Source organism: Phaeobacter sp. G2 (assembly GCA_025163595.1).
In the GTDB taxonomy this organism is placed as follows: Bacteria; Pseudomonadota; Alphaproteobacteria; order Rhodobacterales; family Rhodobacteraceae; genus Pseudophaeobacter.
Genome location: CP104100.1, coordinates 1,103,700 through 1,120,983, shown reverse-complemented (window position 1 = coordinate 1,120,983; position 17,284 = coordinate 1,103,700). Strand labels below are relative to the sequence as shown.

Annotated in this window: 13 protein-coding genes; 7 read left to right on the top strand and 6 right to left on the bottom strand. The window is 61.2% G+C overall.

Going from position 1 to position 17,284, the window contains the following annotated elements; genetic code table 11:
* Nucleotides 1-57: 57 nt before the first annotated feature.
* Nucleotides 58-723 (bottom strand): arylesterase, encoded by a 666-nt coding sequence (locus tag N1037_05455; GenBank protein UWS80471.1) that lies wholly within the window; start codon nt 721-723, stop codon nt 58-60.
* A 50-nt stretch (nt 724-773) separates the two neighbouring features.
* Here N1037_05455 and N1037_05450 point away from each other — a divergent pair, with 50 nt between their 5' ends.
* Both N1037_05450 and N1037_05445 read left to right on the top strand, forming a co-directional pair.
* Nucleotides 774-1,481: an ABC transporter ATP-binding protein gene (locus tag N1037_05450; GenBank protein ID UWS80470.1), complete on the top strand. Its 708-nt coding sequence runs from the start codon at nt 774-776 to the stop codon at nt 1,479-1,481.
* The gene (locus N1037_05445; GenBank protein UWS80469.1) at nt 1,478-4,045 is read left to right on the top strand and encodes an FtsX-like permease family protein; all 2,568 of its coding nucleotides are present in this window, start codon (nt 1,478-1,480) and stop codon (nt 4,043-4,045) included. The genes N1037_05450 and N1037_05445 overlap by 4 nt, the downstream gene beginning before the upstream one ends.
* Before the next feature lie 107 nt (nt 4,046-4,152).
* Here the strand turns inward: N1037_05445 and N1037_05440 are convergent, their stop codons facing one another.
* Complete coding sequence (locus tag N1037_05440; GenBank protein ID UWS80468.1) at nt 4,153-4,632, bottom strand: Rrf2 family transcriptional regulator; 480 nt, start codon at nt 4,630-4,632, stop codon at nt 4,153-4,155.
* A gap of 106 nt (nt 4,633-4,738) precedes the next feature.
* On the opposite strand from N1037_05440, the gene N1037_05435 reads away from it, so the two are divergent.
* Nucleotides 4,739-5,308 (top strand): gamma-glutamylcyclotransferase, encoded by a 570-nt coding sequence (locus N1037_05435; protein ID UWS80467.1) that lies wholly within the window; start codon nt 4,739-4,741, stop codon nt 5,306-5,308.
* A 242-nt stretch (nt 5,309-5,550) separates the two neighbouring features.
* Here the strand turns inward: N1037_05435 and gltX are convergent, their stop codons facing one another.
* Nucleotides 5,551-6,876 carry a glutamate--tRNA ligase gene (gene gltX / locus N1037_05430; protein ID UWS80466.1) on the bottom strand — a complete coding sequence of 442 codons (1,326 nt, stop codon included), beginning with the start codon at nt 6,874-6,876 and terminating at the stop codon, nt 5,551-5,553.
* Between the two features lie 353 nt (nt 6,877-7,229).
* Between gltX and N1037_05425 the strand changes: the two genes are divergently transcribed.
* The gene (locus N1037_05425; GenBank protein ID UWS80465.1) at nt 7,230-8,162 is read left to right on the top strand and encodes an MBL fold metallo-hydrolase; all 933 of its coding nucleotides are present in this window, start codon (nt 7,230-7,232) and stop codon (nt 8,160-8,162) included.
* 63 nt (nt 8,163-8,225) lie between these two features.
* Here the strand turns inward: N1037_05425 and N1037_05420 are convergent, their stop codons facing one another.
* Entirely contained in the window at nt 8,226-9,536 is a 1,311-nt protein-coding gene (locus N1037_05420) for an FAD-binding oxidoreductase (protein UWS80464.1), read from the bottom strand.
* A gap of 195 nt (nt 9,537-9,731) precedes the next feature.
* On the bottom strand, nt 9,732-11,390 hold the full coding sequence (locus N1037_05415) for an NAD+ synthase (GenBank protein ID UWS80463.1): 1,659 nt from the start codon (nt 11,388-11,390) through the stop codon (nt 9,732-9,734).
* Between the two features lie 195 nt (nt 11,391-11,585).
* Between N1037_05415 and N1037_05410 the strand changes: the two genes are divergently transcribed.
* Together N1037_05410 and N1037_05405 are read left to right on the top strand one after the other, a co-directional pair.
* A complete protein-coding gene (locus N1037_05410; GenBank protein ID UWS80462.1) occupies nt 11,586-13,037 on the top strand; it encodes a 2-isopropylmalate synthase in 1,452 nt (483 codons plus the stop codon).
* Nucleotides 13,038-13,462: 425 nt separating this feature from the next.
* Nucleotides 13,463-15,037, top strand: a complete 1,575-nt coding sequence (locus N1037_05405; protein UWS80461.1) for a 2-isopropylmalate synthase — start codon at nt 13,463-13,465, stop codon at nt 15,035-15,037.
* Between the two features lie 95 nt (nt 15,038-15,132).
* Here N1037_05405 and rlmJ read toward each other — a convergent pair whose 3' ends face one another.
* Nucleotides 15,133-15,921 (bottom strand): 23S rRNA (adenine(2030)-N(6))-methyltransferase RlmJ, encoded by a 789-nt coding sequence (rlmJ, locus tag N1037_05400; GenBank protein UWS80460.1) that lies wholly within the window; start codon nt 15,919-15,921, stop codon nt 15,133-15,135.
* A gap of 280 nt (nt 15,922-16,201) precedes the next feature.
* On the opposite strand from rlmJ, the gene N1037_05395 reads away from it, so the two are divergent.
* A complete protein-coding gene (locus N1037_05395) occupies nt 16,202-17,251 on the top strand; it encodes a rod shape-determining protein (protein ID UWS80459.1) in 1,050 nt (349 codons plus the stop codon).
* The last annotated feature ends 33 nt before the right edge of the window (nt 17,252-17,284 follow it).

Genomic DNA, 17,284 nt, shown 5'->3' with positions numbered 1-17,284 from the left:
AAGATGACCCATTCTGGCGGCCCCTGTTTCGGTCGGGGCCGCTTTTGATTCCTGGACCTAGCTCTTGGCTGCGGCAGCTTCAATCCGGGCTGCCAGCTGCAGTACCACAGGGCCCAGCGCCGCCACATTCAAGGCCACCCCCTTGGCATTGGGGTGAATATTATCCCCCTGCATATAGGCCTGCGCCGCCGCCGGATCATCGCCCGCAACCGCGCGAATTCCGGCAAAGGCATCCGGGTGCAGCAGGGCACCAAACTCCTGCGCCAGCTCTGAATAGATGCTGTCAAAACGTGCCTTGTAATCGGGTCCAAAATTCCCCGGCGCCTGCATCCCGATCAACAGCACCTCAACCTCTTGCGCCTGTGCTGCCACCAGGATCTGACGCAGGTTTTCACGCGCCTGCAGCGGCGGCAGACCGCGCAGCAGATCATTGCCCCCCAACAGCACAATCAGGCCCTGCGGCTGATCCGCCAGCGTCCAGTCGATCCGGGCAGCGCCGCCAGCGGTGGTATCGCCGGACACCCCTGCATTGGTCAACCGGACCTCAGCTCCCTGTTCTTGCAGCCAGTGTTGCAATTGCGGCACCAGCCCGTCGCCCTGGGGCAATCCATAGCCCTGGACCAGACTATCTCCAAAGGCCGTGATCCGCAGGTCCTCGGCGCGCGTATCAGAGGCGTAGGTCACGAGAAAAATCATCCCAAACAGGGCTAATACCTTGTGCATTGCAGCAAATGCTCCATATCCGATAGAGTATATTTAACAGGCGCAGCTTCATGACAGAAACAGATAGACCCGTTCTTCACCTTCAAGATGCGTCTTTAACGCTGAATGGCAATACCGGACCGGTGCGAATTCTGCAGGATATCTCTTTGGATGTCGCACGCGGGGAAACCCTGGGCCTGATTGGCCCCTCGGGGTCGGGCAAGTCGTCGCTGTTGATGTTGATGGGCGGGCTGGAGCTGGCGACCGGCGGCCATATTTCTGCGCTGGGGCAGGATCTGACCGCCATGGATGAGGACGCTCTGGCGCGGTTTCGCCGCAATCACATGGGGGTGGTGTTCCAAAGCTTCCATCTGATCCCAACCATGACAGCGCTGGAAAATGTCGCCACCCCGTTGGAGCTGGCAGGACGGCGCGACGCCTTTGACGTCGCCCTGGCTGAGCTTGAAGCCGTGGATCTGGGCCATCGCGCGGGTCATTTCCCGGCGCAGCTGTCGGGCGGGGAGCAACAACGTGTTGCCCTGGCCCGCGCCCTGGCACCGCGCCCTGAGATCCTGCTGGCGGATGAGCCAACCGGCAATCTGGATGAGGCCAATGGCGCCGCTGTGATGGATCTGCTGTTTGACCTGCGCGACCGCTCAGGCGCCACATTGATCATGGTGACCCATGCGCCGGAACTCGCCAGTCGCTGTGATCGGGTGATCCGCCTGCGTGATGGCCGGCTGGCAGACCCCTCAGCCGCAAGTGAGGCGGCAGAATGACGGGCCAGTCCCGCAGCCAGTCCCGCAGCCAGTCCCGCACGCCCGCTTCCTCACTCCGTCTTGCCTGGCGCTTTGCCCTGCGTGAGCTGCGCAGCGGCGTCAAAGGCTTTCGCATCTTTCTCGCTTGTCTGGCCCTTGGGGTGGCGGTGATTGCCGCCATTGGCTCGATCCGCGCCTCGATTGAGGCCGGCTTGACCCAAGAAGGCGCCAGTCTGCTGGGCGGCGACGCTGAACTCACCTTTACCTATCGCTTTGCCAATGACGAAGAGCGCGCCTGGATGGCAACCCACTCCGAGGCGGTCTCGCAAATTGTCGAGTTCCGCTCGATGGCGACCTTAGGCGACGAACGCGCCCTGACCCAGGTCAAAGCGGTTGATAATGCCTATCCGCTGACCGGCAGCCTGACGCTGCAACCCGACATCCCCCTGGCGCAGGCGCTGGCGGGCAATGGCACGCTGCCCGGTGTGGCGATGATGCCGGTTCTGGCGGACCGGCTGGGGCTCAAGCCCGGGGATACGGTCCGCTTTGGCACCCGCGACTTTGTGCTGATGGCCACCATCAAAACCGAGCCAGACGCCGCCGCCTCAGGCTTTGCCCTGGGGCCGCGTACCCTGGTGGCCCGCCCAGCCCTGGAAGGCTCCGGTCTTTTGGCGCCCGGTTCGCTCTATTCCACCAAATACCGGCTGGCGCTGGCCCCGGACACCGATCTCGACGCGCTGCAGGCCGAGGCCCGCGCCCAGTTTGAGGACAACGGCATGCGCTGGCGTGATGCCCGCAACGGCGCCCCCGGCATTGCCACCTTTGTCGACCGTCTGGGCGGGTTTCTGGTGCTGGTCGGGCTCTCTGGTCTGGCGGTGGGCGGCGTTGGCGTATCTGCTGCTGTGCGCGCCTATCTGGCCACCAAGACCGAAACCATCGCCACCCTGCGCACCCTTGGCGCTGAACGGCAGGTGATTTTCCTCACTTATTTCTTGCAGATCGGCGCCCTGACCCTGCTGGGGGTCAGCATCGGGCTGCTGCTCGGCGGGTTGGGGCCAATCCTGCTAGGGCCGATGATTGCGGCGCAACTGCCCTTCCCGGCGGTTTTTGCGGTCTACCCCTCCACCCTGGTTGAGGCGGCGCTTTATGGCTTTCTCACCGCCTTTATCTTTGCCCTGTGGCCCCTGGCCCGGGCCGAGCGCATCCGCGCTGCCTCGCTGTTTCGCGGCGCCTTGGGCGAGGTAAGCCGCCTGCCGGCGCTCCGCTATATTCTGGCAACCGCCCTGGCACTGGTCCTGCTTGTGGGCTCGGCCGCCTGGTTCTCTGGCGCCGCAAAGCTGACGCTCTGGACCGCAGGGGGGCTGATGGGCGCCCTGCTGGTGCTGTTGATTGCCGCCCTGGGTCTGGGTTGGCTGGCACGGCGTGGTTCCCACATCACCCGTGGCCGCCCGGCGCTGCGATGGGCACTGGCCGCGATTGGCACCGCCCGCGATGGCGCCGTGCCTGCGGTCCTGGCGCTGGGTCTGGGGCTGACGGTTCTGGCCGCCATTGGCCAGATCGACGGCAATATGCGCCGCGCCATCGCTGGCAATCTGCCCGATGTGGCGCCCTCTTATTTCTTTGTCGACATTCAGCGCGATCAGATGCCCGCCTTCCTAGAGCGTGTCGAAGGCGACCCGGCTGTCAGCAAGGTTGAAAGCGCGCCAATGTTGCGGGCGGTCATTACCAAGATCAACGGCACCCCCGCACAGGAGGTCGCAGGCGATCACTGGGTGGTGCGCGGCGATCGTGGCGTTACCTATGCAGCAGCACAGCCCAAAGGCACCGAGGTGGTGGCAGGCAGCTGGTGGCCCGAGGATTACACCGGCCCGCCGCAGGTCAGCTTTGCCGCTGAAGAGGCCGAGGAACTGGGCCTGGACCTGGGCGACACCATCACCCTGAACGTGTTGGGCCGTGACATACAGGCCGAAATCACCAGCTTTCGCAATGTCGATTTCTCCACTGCCGGCATGGGCTTTGTGCTGACCCTGAATGAGGCGGCACTGGCCGGTGCGCCGCATAGTTTTATCGCCACGGTCTATGCCGAAACCAGCGCAGAGGCGCAGATCCTGCGGGATCTGGCGCAGGAAATGCCCAATATCACCGCCATCCGGGTCCGCGATGCCATTGACCGGGTCTCTGATATTTTGCGCCAGCTGGCCGCTGCCACCAGCTATGGTGCCGCTGCCACCCTGATCACCGGGTTTCTGGTCCTGCTGGGCACCGCCGCCGCCGGAGAGCCCGCCCGGCGCTACGAGGCAGCCTTGCTCAAGACCCTTGGGGCCTCTCGCCGCAAAATCCTGCTGAGCTTTGCCCTGCGGTCTATCATTCTGGGCGCAGGCGCTGGGGGTGTTGCCCTGCTGGCAGGCGTTGCCGGCGCCTGGGCGGTGAATATCTATGTCTTTGAGACCGCCTATGTGGTGATCTGGCCCAATGCGCTGGCGGTGGTCTCTGGGGGCATCGCAACCACGTTGCTGGCCGGGTTGATCTTTGCCTGGCGCCCACTGGCCGCCCGTCCCGCCCGTATTTTGCGAGCCCGTGAATAAAGCAAGCGCGCGAAAGCGCCTTTTGCCTTCAGGAACAGATACCCCCCAAGCCCATTCCCCCCCAGGCCAAATCAGGCCCGGCTTGGCCAGCCATGTTTTTGCCAGGCTTAGCCCGCTGCAGCCGTCGCGACACCTGTCGTGGAACCTGCGCAGGCAACCGGCTGCAAGATCCGCATCAGGTCGTGATTTTCGCAGATCAGCGCTTCCAGGGTGATGTCGTCCAGCGACGCATAAAAAGCCTGTGCCGCATCCGCAAGCGCCACCTTCAGGCGGCAGGCACTGGAGAGCGGGCAGGTGTTATCAGCATCGGCAAAACACTCCACCATTGGCAGCGCGCCTTCGACATCGCGAAACACCTCGCCAATCTGGATCTGTTCAGGTTGACGCCCCAGGGTCATGCCGCCGTTGCGCCCGCGCTGGGTATGCAGGTAGCCAAGCTGGCTCAGCTGGTTGATGACTTGGGCCAGATGGTTTTCCGAGATATTGCAACACTCGGCGATCTCGGCCTTGGTGACCAAACGATCCGCGTTTGCTGCACAATACATCAGCAGTCGGACGGCGATATTGGTCCTTTTTGTAATGCGCATAATCCTGGCTCCCGCTACTTTCAGCTAGGGGTTTATTGCACAACTCGGCAAAAAGCGGTTTGACATACATCAATTGCCCCGGCTTCAAAAATGGAATGACGATGAAATGATGCCCCACCCTCCTTATTTCTTTGGCTATGGCAGCCTGGTAAACACCGCCACCCACGACTACCTGGATCCACAGCCCGCGCGGCTCCGCGGCTGGCGGCGCAGCTGGTGCCACACCCCCCTGCGTGATGTGGCCTTTCTCACCGTCGAACCCGCGCCGCAGGTTGAAATCGACGGGTTGATCGCCGCCGTCCCGAATGCCGACTGGCAGGCGCTGGACGCGCGCGAGTTTGCCTATGACCGCCTGCCCGCAGATCAACAAGTCCGCCATGCCCTGCCTGATCATACCGAAATTTCCTTCTATGCGGTGCCGACAGAGGCGCAAAACCAAGGCAGCCATCGCCACCCCATCTTGCTGAGCTACCTTGATGTGGTGGTTCAGGGCCATCTGCAGGTCTTTGGTACGGCGGGCGTGGATGCGTTTTTTGCCAGCACTGCGGGCTGGGACGCCCCTATCCTGAACGACCGGCAACAGCCACGCTATCCCCGCCACCAGGTTCTGTCCGCCACCGAGCAGCAGCTGGTAGACCGCCATCTGACCCAGCTGAACGCCCAGGTGCTGAGCTAGCTCTTTTCCCCCGCAGGCCAAGGTTCCGCCACACCCAAAAGGCGCGATACAATCGCTCCGCGCGCCGGGCAAGGCCCGGCGCGCGGCCCAACTGTGTCGTTCCATTCTTTGAATGGGGCTGAACAGGCGGGAGCCCCCCCTTCCCTGTCCCAGCGCACAAAAAAGGCGACCCTCCTTCAGGGTCGCCTGCTGTTTGTTGCGCTGTCGCCAGCCAGGTTGTTTGCCAGGTCGTTTGTCGCGATTTAGCCGCGCGCTTGCACAACCGACATCAGCGCCAACAGCGCGCTCATGTCTGGTCCGCGCTCGCGCCCGGTGACCGCCTTGCGCAGCGGCATGAACAAGCCCTTGCCCTTGCGGCCAGTGGCCTCTTTCACTGCGGTGGTCCAGCTCTTCCAGCTCTCATTATCATAGGGACCTTCCGGCAGCAGTTTCATCGCCTCAGCGATGAATTCCGCATCCTCATCGGCGATCAGCGGTGCGGCACCGTTTTGGCACAGATCCCACCAGCCCTGCAGATCTTTCAGCGTGGTGATGTTTTCCTTGGCCATTGCCCAAAAGCCCTCTTGCTTGTCTGCAGGTACGCCCAGGGCCTCTACATGAGGTTTCACCTGGTCCAGCGTCAGCGACTGCAAATAGCGTGCGGTCAGCGGATACAGATCCTCCACATCAAACTTGGTGGGCGCCGCGCCAAAGCGGTTGATGTCAAAGCCCTCAACCAGCTCCGCCATCTCAGCGCGCACTTCAACCGGATCCGAAGACCCCAACCGGGCCATCAGACTCAGCAATGCCATGGGCTGCACGCCTGCTTCGCGCAGGTCGCGCAGCGCCAGGGTGCCAAGCCGTTTGGACAGCGCTTCGCCCTGGGGGCCGGTCAACAACGAGTGATGAGCAAATTCGGGCACCGCGCCGCCCAGCGCCTTGATGATCTGGATCTGAGTGGCGGTATTGGTCACATGGTCCGATCCCCGCACCACATGGGTGACGCCCATTTCGGTGTCATCCACCACCGATGCCAGGGTATACAGGAACTGACCATCGCCCCGGATCAGTACCGGGTCGGACACCGACGCGGCATCAATCGAGATATCGCCCAGCACGCCGTCTTTCCACTCTATACGCTCATGGTCCAGCTTAAAGCGCCAGACACCATCGCCGCGTTCCGCCCGCAGGGCAGCTTTTTCATCCTCGGACAACGCCAGGGCTGCGCGGTCATAGACCGGTGGCTTGCCCATGTTCAGCTGTTTCTTGCGCTTCAGGTCCAGCTCGGTTGGGGTTTCAAAGGCCTCATAAAAGCGGCCAATGCTGCGCAGCTCATCCGCGGCAGCAACATAGCGTTCCAGCCGTTCGGACTGGCGCTCAACCCGGTCCCAGGTCAGGCCCAGCCATTCCAGGTCCTGTTTGATCGCATCGACATATTCTTCCTTCGAGCGCTCAGGGTCGGTGTCATCAATACGCAGAATGAACTCTCCGCCGGCTTTGCGGGCGATCAAGAAATTCATCAGCGCGGTGCGCAGATTGCCGACGTGGATATATCCAGTGGGCGACGGGGCAAAACGAGTGGTTGTCATTAGATATCTCCTGTTGCCCTGCCCATCTCACATAGGGCTGGCTTTGTCCAGTTTTTGCCACCTGCCGCACCGCATCCTCGCCGCGGCAATCGCCGCAGATATGCGCCATGCTTTGCCCCGACTAAACCCGCCACAGGCCAGCGCCCCGAGCCATAAAACACCCAGCTACAAGGCACCCCCGCTTAAAACGCCGACACACAGTTGCGTGAGGTTTGCCTTAAACCTCTTTGATTTGCGCCATGCTCGGCTAGGCTCTCAGCGACGATCAAGACGCGAACCTTCCAAGTGACCCTTTGAATTCGCCAAACCGGCGACATCCAATCCATCGCCACCTTGGCAGAAAGGACTTCCCTATGACCGTAAAATTCACCCGCCGCACCGCCCTGACCGCCGCCGCAGCCCTGCCGCTGGCCGCAACCGCCCGCAGCGCCAGTGCCAGCGCCGAGCTGGCCAAAGCGCCCGCGTCCCACACGCGCAGCTTCAAACTTGGCGACTTTACCGTCACCACATTGCTGGACGGCAGCCGACCCGTCGAAAACCCGCAGCCGATTTTTGGCGGCGGTGCCAGTGATGCCGAGTTCGCCGCCACCTCGGCCCAGAACTTCATTCCCACCGACGTGGCGCAGTTCTTCTTTACCCCAACACTTGTCGACACTGGTCAAGAGAAGATCCTGTTTGATACCGGCCTGGGCCAGGGCGGCATTCAGATGGCGCTGGCCGAGGTGGGCCTGACCCCGAAGGATATCGACGTGGTTGTGCTCACCCATATGCACCCGGATCATATCGGTGGCATGACCACGGCGGGGGCAGAAACCTTCTCAAAGGCGCGCTATATCACCGGGCGTCAGGAGTTTGATTTCTGGGGCACACAGGCAGAAGGCAACCGCATAGGCGATCTGATGGCCAAGAAAGTGACACCGTTTGCCGAAAAGCTCTCGTTTCTGGAGGATGGCGGCTCGGTTGCTTCCGGGATCAGCGCGGTGGCCAGCTTTGGCCATACCCCCGGCCATATGGGTTACATGCTTGACAGCGGCGGGCAGCAGCTGATGCTGACCGCAGATCTGGCCAATCACTATGTCTGGTCCTTTGCCCACCCGGACTGGGAGGTGAAGTTCGACATGGACAAAGAGGCCGCGACCGGCGCGCGGCGGAAAATCCTCGATATGCTCGCCAGCACCCGCACGCCGATGATCGGCTACCACATGCCCTTTCCGGCGGCCGGCTATGTGGAAACACGCGGCTCCGGTTTCCGCTTTGTGCCTGTCAGCTATCAGATGATGGGCTAAACCCAAACAAAACTCGGATAAAACGAAAGGAGCTGCCGCGCAAACGCCGTGGCAGCTCCTGATCTATTTTTTCCAAAACCGCGACAGGCGGAATTCATACGGGTCCACCACGGGCGCATCCCCGGTGACCAGATCCGCTGTCAGACGTCCCGCCGCCGGACCGATGCCAAACCCATGGCCGCTGTATCCGGTGGAGACAAACAACCCGGGCAGATCATCCACCTGCGAAATCACGGGCACCGCATCCGGGGTGACATCAATCATCCCGCCCCAGCTCTGCACCACATCGGCACCTTGCAATACCGGAAAGGCCCTTTGCGCCGCTTCCCAGCCCTGTTTGATCGCCTTTTGCGACGGTGCAGGATCAAGCACCCGGGCGTTTTCAAATGGCGTGGTCTGTTGTGGCGTCCAGCGCCGGTCCTGTGCAGCCTCTTCGCGCCACCGGCCCGACCCCGTGAGACGCAGCTGAAGCGAGCGCCATTCCTGCAGATAACTGGGAAGGAATTTCAGCCCCAGGCGCAGCGTATCGGGAACAATATCGACGATGTTTTCTGTGCCATTGGCAATGGTATAGCCGCCATCCAGCCGCTTGCGCAGCGAAAAGCCATTGCTCCAGATCGCGGTTCCCGGCCCATCCTGAACCGCCGAGGTCCGCAGCACGGAATTCAAGACCTTGAGCTGCGGCAGAGAGACCCCCGCGTTGCCCAGAAACAGCCGCGACCAGGCGCCGCCCGCGACCACCACAGCCGAACAGGCCACCCGCCCCCGTTCGGTGATCACGCTGCTGACCCGCCCCGCTTCGGTTTCAACCGCGCGCACCGCGCATTCCGTCATCACCTTGGCCCCTGCGGCCTGTGCTGCCCGCGCAATGGCATGGGTGGCCAATTGCGGCTCGGCACGCCCATCAAGCGGGGTGTAGTAGCCGGAGATCACTTTGCCCTGATATCCGGGCATCACCGGCTTCAGCAGATCACCACGCAGCATTTGCCCCGGCAGGTCCAGCGCCGCCAGATGCGGTGCCCAGGCTTCCAGCTTTGCCTCTTCGCGGCCGCTTTCGGCAGTGTAGAGAATACCAGAGCGCTGATAGCCAGTGGGATGGCCAGTGCGGGCCTCCAGCCCCTCCCAGAGTTTCATCGCCTCTGCCATCAGTGGCAGCTCGCGCGGGTCTCGCTGGGAAATCCGCACCCAGCCCCAATTGCGTGAACTCTGCTCGCCTGCAATCTGACCCTTTTCGCACAGCAACACGGAAACCCCGCGCTCGGCCAGTTCAAGTGCCGTCGAGGCACCAATGATCCCCCCCCCAACAACAACCGCATCAACGCGTTTGGGCAGGGCAAGATCGGCTTGGAAATAGGGCAGCTTAGGTCCAGGCATGAGATGGTCTATGCCGCGCCGCTGGCTTTTGGTCCAGAGGACAAAACAGCCCCCCGGCAGGCCGGGAACAAAATGTGATTTTTCGGACGCATGGTTGGCACTCTTGGGACATAGCTTTTTGTGTGAAGCGAATAAAATCAGGCCAAATCAGGTGCCAAAGCACCAAGATCGCGCGGCCTGGTCTCAATATAATAGTTAAGAAGAGTCACGAAAACGATTGACAATAGGGTAGCGCCGATCAAGCCAAAAGGCCCGTGGAGACAGCCGTGCACCCGGGGCCGACTGAAAGCGTTTGTATTCACTGATATAAATCAGATGCTCGACCCGCTTTGCTGTTTCGCGCGCGAAACCTTTGGCCACACAATCCGCGATTGAGCCGTCCTGATCGACCAGAATCTCCAGAATGGCGTCCAGCTCGGGGTAGTCCGGCAGGCTATCGCTGTCTTTCTGGTCGTCGCGCAATTCAGCCGAGGGCGGCTTGTCGATCACATTGGGGCGGATCACCTCACCTGCCGGGCCCATCATCCAGGGCCGGTGATTGCCATTGCGCCAGCGGCAGGTTTCAAACACCCGGGTTTTATAGAGATCCTTGATCGGGTTGTAGCCACCGTTCATGTCGCCATAAATGGTCGCATAGCCAACGGCCACTTCGGATTTGTTGCCGGTGGTGAGCAGCATCTCGCCAAACTTGTTCGACATCGCCATCAGCAACAGCCCCCGCAGGCGGGACTGGATGTTTTCCTCGGTGAGGTCTTCATCGCGCCCGGCAAACAGCGGCGCCAGCGTGTTTGAGATGGCACTGCGGCCTTCGGTAATGGGCACATAATCGTAATGCACCCCCAGGGCTTCGGCCACGGCCTCGGCGTCATCCAGCGATTCCCGGCTGGTGTATTCAGAGGGCAGCATCACACAGCGCACATTTTCGGCGCCAATCGCATCCACGGCAATGGCGGCAACAATGGCGGAATCCACCCCGCCCGACAGCCCCAACAGCGCCTTCTTGAACCCGGTCTTACCCATGTAGTCACGTAAGGATTCGACCATGGTGCGATAGTCCTGCTCCCATTCATCGGGCAGATGGGCCTTTTCGCCCTCAACAGCGCGCCAACCTTCAGGGGTGCGCTGCAGATCCAGCTGGGTTATTGCCTCGTCAAACACCGGCATTTGCAGCGCCAGAGCCCCGCCGGGATTCAACACAAATGTGCCGCCATCAAAGACCTGGTCATCCTGACCGCCAACCAGATTGAGATAGATCACCGGCAGGCCGGTTTCTACCGCGCGGGCCACCATGTGATTCTGCCGCACTTCCATCTTGTTGCGGTAATAGGGCGAGCCATTGGGAATCAGCAGGAATTCTGCGCCGGTCTCTTCCAGGGTTTCCGCCACGTCCTCGTGCCAGCCATCTTCGCAGATCGGCGAGCCAATGCGGGTATCGCCCACCGCATAAGGACCGCCCAGAGGCCCCACATCAAAAATCCGCACCTCGTCAAACACGGTTTCATTGGGCAAATGGTGCTTCAGACACTGCGAAGAAATCTTGCCGTCCTTGAGGATCAAATAGGCATTAAAGAGCTTATCCCCGTCGACCCAGGGGCAGCCAATTGCCAGCGCCGGACCATCAGCGCAGTCCTGTGCCAGCTGTTCGGCGGCGGCCATAGCGGCCTGTTGGAACACTGGCCTCATCACCAGATCCTGGGTGTTATAGCCGGTCAGAAACATCTCCGGCAGCGCCACCAGATCGGCACCGGCCTTGCGCCCCTCGGCCCAGGCCGTCCGCGCCTTTGCAGCATTGCCAACAAGATCCCCGACGGTGGGATTCATTTGCGCCAGTGTCACCCGGAAACGATCAGCCATTCTGCACAAGCCCTTTGCAAAACATGTTCCCAGTCGTTTATCAGATCAGGAGCCAAGGAAAAGGGCCGAGTGCAAAAGACATTGCGACACGCGTGTTGCTCGCTTAGTTTCCTAGCAAGTCGCCCACAAGTCACCCATTGGCAAACGCAAATCCCGCGCTGGTTTCAGACTGGCACAGGTAAGACAGAGGTTTTTATGACCGGTTATAGCAGAACGCTTGCGATCCTTTCCTTTCTGACCCTGGCCAGCGCCACCGGCAGCCCCCTCTGGGCCCAGGATGGCACCATCATCACCAGTGAGGACGAAATCGGCGGGGTCTATGAGGGCACCTTCCGCGGCGGCGTGCAGCATGGCACCGGCACCTACCGTCTGCCCAATGGCTATGAATACTCTGGCGACTGGGTCGATGGGGAAATTCTCGGCCAGGGGGTTGCACGCTTTCCCAATGGCGCCGTCTATGAAGGCGAGTTCGTCAAGGGAAAGCCCGAAGGTCTGGGCAAGATCACGCTCTCGGACGGCGGCACCTATGAGGGCGAATGGATGGCCGGCGTCATCAATGGCCATGGCGTCGCTGTCTATGCCAATGGGGTGCGCTATGAGGGCAGCTTTGTTCAAGGGGAGCACCAGGGCAAAGGGGTAATGCAAAACCCCGGCGGCTATGAATACGACGGGGATTGGATCGAAGGTCGCAAAGAGGGGACCGCCACCATTACCTATCCCGATGGTGCCACCTATCAGGGCGATATTGTCGATGGTTTGCTGCATGGCACCGGCACGTTGCAGATGCCCGACGGGCTGCACTATGAAGGCGAGTGGGTCGACAATCAGATGCACGGCACCGGCACCCTCACCCAGCCCAACGGCGATGTCTACACCGGTCCGCTCGACCAGGGGCGGCGCCAGGGGATTGGCACCCAGACCCATGCCAATGGCGACGTCTATGAAGGCATGTTCCAGGATGACCTGCGCCACGGCACCGGCACCTTTACCAAAACCGATGGCTATACCTATACCGGCGACTGGCTGGCCGGCCAGATCGAGGGCAACGGCCGCGTCACCTATCCCGATGGCTCGGTCTATGTGGGGCAGTTTCAGGATGATCTGTCCCATGGCACCGGCAAAATCACCTATCCGGATGGCTCGACCTATGAAGGCGACTGGATTGCCGGAGTGATCGAAGGCAATGGCACCGCCACCTACCCCAATGGGGTCACCTACACGGGCGCGTTTCAGAATGCCCGCAACCATGGTCAGGGCGTCATGACGGACGCCAGCGGCTATCGCTATGATGGCGGCTGGAAGGATGGGCAGCGCCACGGCGAGGCCCGCGTCACCTATGCGGATGGCTCGATTTACAGCGGTAGCTTCGTGAACAGCCAGCGCCATGGCAAGGGCAAGATCGAGATGCCCAACGGCTTTACCTATGAAGGCGACTGGAGCGAAGGCAAGATCACCGGCTCAGGCACTGCCACCTATGCCACCGGAGATGTCTACGTCGGCAGCTTTGTGAACGGCAAACGCCAGGGGGCCGGCACCATGACCTATGTCAGCGGCCAAACTGTCAGTGGCGAATGGGACAAGGGCGCGCCTCCCAGTGCGGATGGATCGGCAGCCGAGGCCGAGGGAAACACCGCCGACGACACCTAAGCCCCCATCGGGCAAGGCCAAGATCCGTGCCAACGTGCCAATCATGGCCTGCATTCTTGGCCTGACAGTGCGGATACAACAGCAACGCGCTGTTCCCGCATTGCCAAGGCCTGCCCTAAGGCAGCAGTTAGGCAGCAGCACGCCGCTCGGCGTTGCAGCGGTATTGAACGCTTACCGCTGTCCAGAGCAGCAAAATTCTCTCTTTTCATTCACCCCTGCCTCTGTATAAATCACCCCATGACCATTTGCGCAGATATCCCCATGACCAACGCCGCGTCGCGTGCTGTGTCTCTGCGCGCCCTACTACTGCTCCTAGTCCGCCTCTGAGCGTGCCTTTTGGCGCGTCCGCTCAGAGGAGAATGGATTTACGCGTCAGAACACACCCCCAGAAATGGACTTCAGGACAGAGCTAGAAAGATTTCAAAATGACAAATGTTACCGACAAAGGTCGCGTGCTGATCTTCGACACCACCCTGCGTGATGGCGAACAGAGCCCCGGCGCCACCATGACCCATGACGAAAAACTCGAGATTGCCGAGCTGCTGGATGACATGGGCGTCGACATTATCGAAGCCGGCTTTCCCATCGCCTCTGAAGGCGACTTCAAGGCAGTGAGCGAAATCGCAGAGCGGTCAAAGAATTCGGTGATCTGCGGGCTCGCCCGTGCCAATTTTAAAGATATCGACCGCTGCGCCGAAGCCGTGCGCAACGCTGCGCGCCCGCGCATCCATACCTTTATCGGCACCTCGCCGCTGCACCGCGCCATTCCCAACCTTTCCATGGATGAGATGGCCGACAAGATCCACGAAACCGTCACCCATGCGCGCAACCTGGTGGACAATGTGCAGTGGTCACCGATGGACGCCACCCGCACCGAGTGGGACTACCTGTGCCGGGTGATCGAGATCGCCATCAAGGCTGGTGCGACCACCATCAACATCCCCGACACTGTCGGTTATACGGCCCCGGCTGAGAGTGCTGATCTGATCAAACGCCTGATCGAAACAGTTCCCGGCGCCGATGAGGTGATCTTTGCCACCCATTGTCACAATGACCTTGGCATGGCGACGGCAAACTCGCTGGCGGCCGTGGCCGGTGGTGCGCGTCAGATCGAATGCACCATCAATGGCCTGGGTGAACGGGCCGGCAATACCGCGCTCGAAGAGGTGGTGATGGCGCTGAAAGTACGCAGTGACATCATGCCCTGGGTGACCGGCATCGACACCTCCAAGATCATGCATATCTCGCGGCGCGTTGCCACTGTTTCGGGGTTCAACGTGCAGTTCAACAAGGCCATCGTCGGCAAGAACGCCTTTGCCCATGAAAGCGGCATCCACCAGGATGGCATGCTCAAGAACAAGGAAACCTTTGAGATCATGCGCCCCGAAGATGTGGGTCTGGCCGGCACCTCGTTGCCGCTTGGCAAACACTCGGGCCGCGCGGCCCTGCGCGACAAGCTCACCACTCTGGGGTTTGAAGTCGGCGACAACCAGCTGAAAGATCTGTTTGTGCGCTTCAAAGAACTGGCCGACCGCAAGAAGGAAGTCTTTGACGACGATATTGTCGCCCTCATGCGGGTCGGTGAGGATGCCGAAAATGACCATCTGCAGCTGGTCTCGATGAAGGTTGTCTGTGGCACTGGCGGCCCGGCAGAGGCAACGGTTGAGATGGAAATCGACGGCAAAGACCTGACAGCGGTGGAAAGCGGCGACGGCCCTGTGGATGCCACCTTCAAGGCGATCCGAAAGCTCTATCCAAACACCGCCCGCTTGCAGCTGTATCAGGTGAACGCAGTGACCGAAGGCACCGATGCCCAGGCCACTGTTTCGGTCCGGCTGGAAGAGGACGGCATCATCGCCACCGGCGAGAGCGCCAATACCGATACGGTTGTGGCCTCGGCCAAGGCCTATATCAATGCGCTGAACCGGGTGATCGTGCGGCGCGGCAAAGTCGGCGAAGGCGTCGACACCCGCGAGATCTCATACAAAGACGTCACCTGAGGGTAAGCCTTATGGCAGCGAGATAGCATCATGCGCCGCACAGCAATGTGGCGCATGATGTGCAAATACCCGACGACAGGCAAAAGCCCCGCAGCTCAGCTCAGCGCTGCAAAAAGCGCGTCCAGGCGGGCACATTCGGCCTCGGTGCCGAAGGGCGTATTGACCACAAACATGCCAGAGCCAATCATCCGGTGCCCTTCGCGCGCTGGTGGAAACCGCACCTCGTGACGCAGGGCACCGGGCAGGTTCTGGTTTTCCAGCGCCCGCAGCATCGGCCCATGGGCACCATCCTTCAGGATCGGATACCACAGGGCAATAATGCCGACGTTCCACTTGCGATGCAGAGTGGCGATAATGCCGGGGATGCGGCCATAGTCGCTTTTGATTTCATAGCTTGGATCAATCAACAACACGCCACGCCGCGGGGTGGGCGGCGCCAGGGACTGAGCCAGCTCAAACCCGTCCTGCAGATGCACCTTGGCCCGCCCCCGTGGCAGCGCCTTCCGCAGGGCGTCATGTTCGCCGGGATGCAGCTCGGCAAAATGCAGGCTGTCCTGCGGGCGCAGCAGGGTCGAGGCAATCAGCGGCGAGCCGGGATAGGCCATATCGCCATGTACCGCCTGGCAGGCCGCCAGCGCCTGGCGCAGCGGATGCTCGGCTGGCAACAGACCATCGCCCAGGATGCGATCAATACCCGCCGCCGCCTCGCCGGTTTTCACCGCCTCCGGCGCATCCAGATGGTACAGGCCCCGCCCGGCGTGGGTTTCGATATAGCTGACCGGTTTGTCCTTGCGGGTGAGGTAGGACAGAATCACCGCCAGCAGCGCATGTTTCTGCACATCGGCCAGATTTCCGGCGTGATAGATATGTTGATAGGATAGCATAGCACCGGCTTTAGCCTGAAATTGCCCCATACGAAACCTCGAAAGACCCCCGGTGGGATCTCGGTGGGATCTCGGCACCTGCCTGCTTGGGGTGGGGTCTGCCCATTGCCCTGCCCGCGGCAAAGCGCAAGTCCGATGCCCAGAATATCGCCCAGGCCGGCGAAAAGGCGCTAGTTGACCTTAAAACGCCCTTTCGCGGCAGGGCTGCGCTGGTATAAGACCTTGATCTGCGGCCCTCGCGGAGTCGCCCCACGTTGCAGTTCAATAGGATCCTATTTTTATGGCGCTTTTCGGAAATCTTGGCGGTTTGTTCACCACGGACATGGCCATCGACCTCGGCACCGCAAATACGCTGGTCTATGTCAAAGGCCGCGGCGTGATCCTTTCGGAACCCTCTGTGGTGGCCTATCACATCAAAGACGGGGTGAAGAAGGTTCTGGCGGTTGGCGAAGACGCCAAGCTGATGCTGGGCCGGACCCCGGGCAGCATTCAGGCGATCCGCCCCATGCGCGAAGGGGTGATTGCCGATTTTGATACTGCCGAAGAGATGATCAAACATTTCATTCGCAAGGTGCACAAACGTTCGCCCTTCTCCCGCAAGCCAAAGATCATTGTCTGTGTGCCCCATGGTGCCACCCCGGTTGAGAAACGCGCAATTCGCACCTCGGTGCTGTCTGCGGGGGCTGGACGCGCTGGTCTGATCGCCGAACCAATTGCCGCTGCCATTGGCGCTGGCATGCCCATCACCGACCCCACCGGCAACATGGTTGTTGATATCGGCGGCGGCACCACCGAGGTTGCGGTTCTGTCGCTGGGCGACATCGTTTACGCACGCTCGGTACGTGTGGGCGGCGACCGGATGGACGAAGCCATCATCTCTTACCTGCGCCGCCAGCAAAACCTGCTGATCGGCGAAGCCACCGCCGAACGGATCAAGACCTCGATCGGCACCGCACGGATGCCCGACGATGGCCGCGGCCAGTCGATGCAGATCCGCGGGCGCGACCTGCTGAACGGCGTGCCAAAAGAAATCGAAATCAGCCAGGCCCAGGTCGCCGAAGCCCTGGCAGAACCGGTACAGCAGATCTGCGAAGCGGTGATGACCGCATTGGAAACAACACCGCCGGATCTGGCCGCTGACATCGTCGACCGGGGCGTAATGCTCACCGGGGGCGGTGCGCTGCTGGGAGATCTGGATCTGGCGCTGCGCGAACAGACCGGGCTGGCCGTCTCGATTGCCGATGAGTGCCTGAACTGTGTGGCACTTGGTACCGGCAAGGCGCTGGAGTTCGAAAAGCAGCTGCGCCACGCCATCGACTACGACAGCTAAGCCAAAACCTGCCCTGCCCGCGCAGAACCATGC

Coding starts and splice junctions, on each gene's coding strand:
- N1037_05410 (UWS80462.1), top strand. CDS start 11,586: ATGACCGGTTATAGCAGAACGCTTGCGATCCTTTCCTTTCTGACCCTG.
- N1037_05405 (UWS80461.1), top strand. CDS start 13,463: ATGACAAATGTTACCGACAAAGGTCGCGTGCTGATCTTCGACACCACC.
- gltX (UWS80466.1), bottom strand. CDS start 6,876: ATGACAACCACTCGTTTTGCCCCGTCGCCCACTGGATATATCCACGTC.
- N1037_05445 (UWS80469.1), top strand. CDS start 1,478: ATGACGGGCCAGTCCCGCAGCCAGTCCCGCAGCCAGTCCCGCACGCCC.
- N1037_05420 (UWS80464.1), bottom strand. CDS start 9,536: ATGCCTGGACCTAAGCTGCCCTATTTCCAAGCCGATCTTGCCCTGCCC.
- N1037_05415 (UWS80463.1), bottom strand. CDS start 11,390: ATGGCTGATCGTTTCCGGGTGACACTGGCGCAAATGAATCCCACCGTC.
- N1037_05450 (UWS80470.1), top strand. CDS start 774: ATGACAGAAACAGATAGACCCGTTCTTCACCTTCAAGATGCGTCTTTA.
- N1037_05435 (UWS80467.1), top strand. CDS start 4,739: ATGATGCCCCACCCTCCTTATTTCTTTGGCTATGGCAGCCTGGTAAAC.
- rlmJ (UWS80460.1), bottom strand. CDS start 15,921: ATGCTATCCTATCAACATATCTATCACGCCGGAAATCTGGCCGATGTG.
- N1037_05395 (UWS80459.1), top strand. CDS start 16,202: ATGGCGCTTTTCGGAAATCTTGGCGGTTTGTTCACCACGGACATGGCC.
- N1037_05425 (UWS80465.1), top strand. CDS start 7,230: ATGACCGTAAAATTCACCCGCCGCACCGCCCTGACCGCCGCCGCAGCC.
- N1037_05440 (UWS80468.1), bottom strand. CDS start 4,632: ATGCGCATTACAAAAAGGACCAATATCGCCGTCCGACTGCTGATGTAT.
- N1037_05455 (UWS80471.1), bottom strand. CDS start 723: ATGCACAAGGTATTAGCCCTGTTTGGGATGATTTTTCTCGTGACCTAC.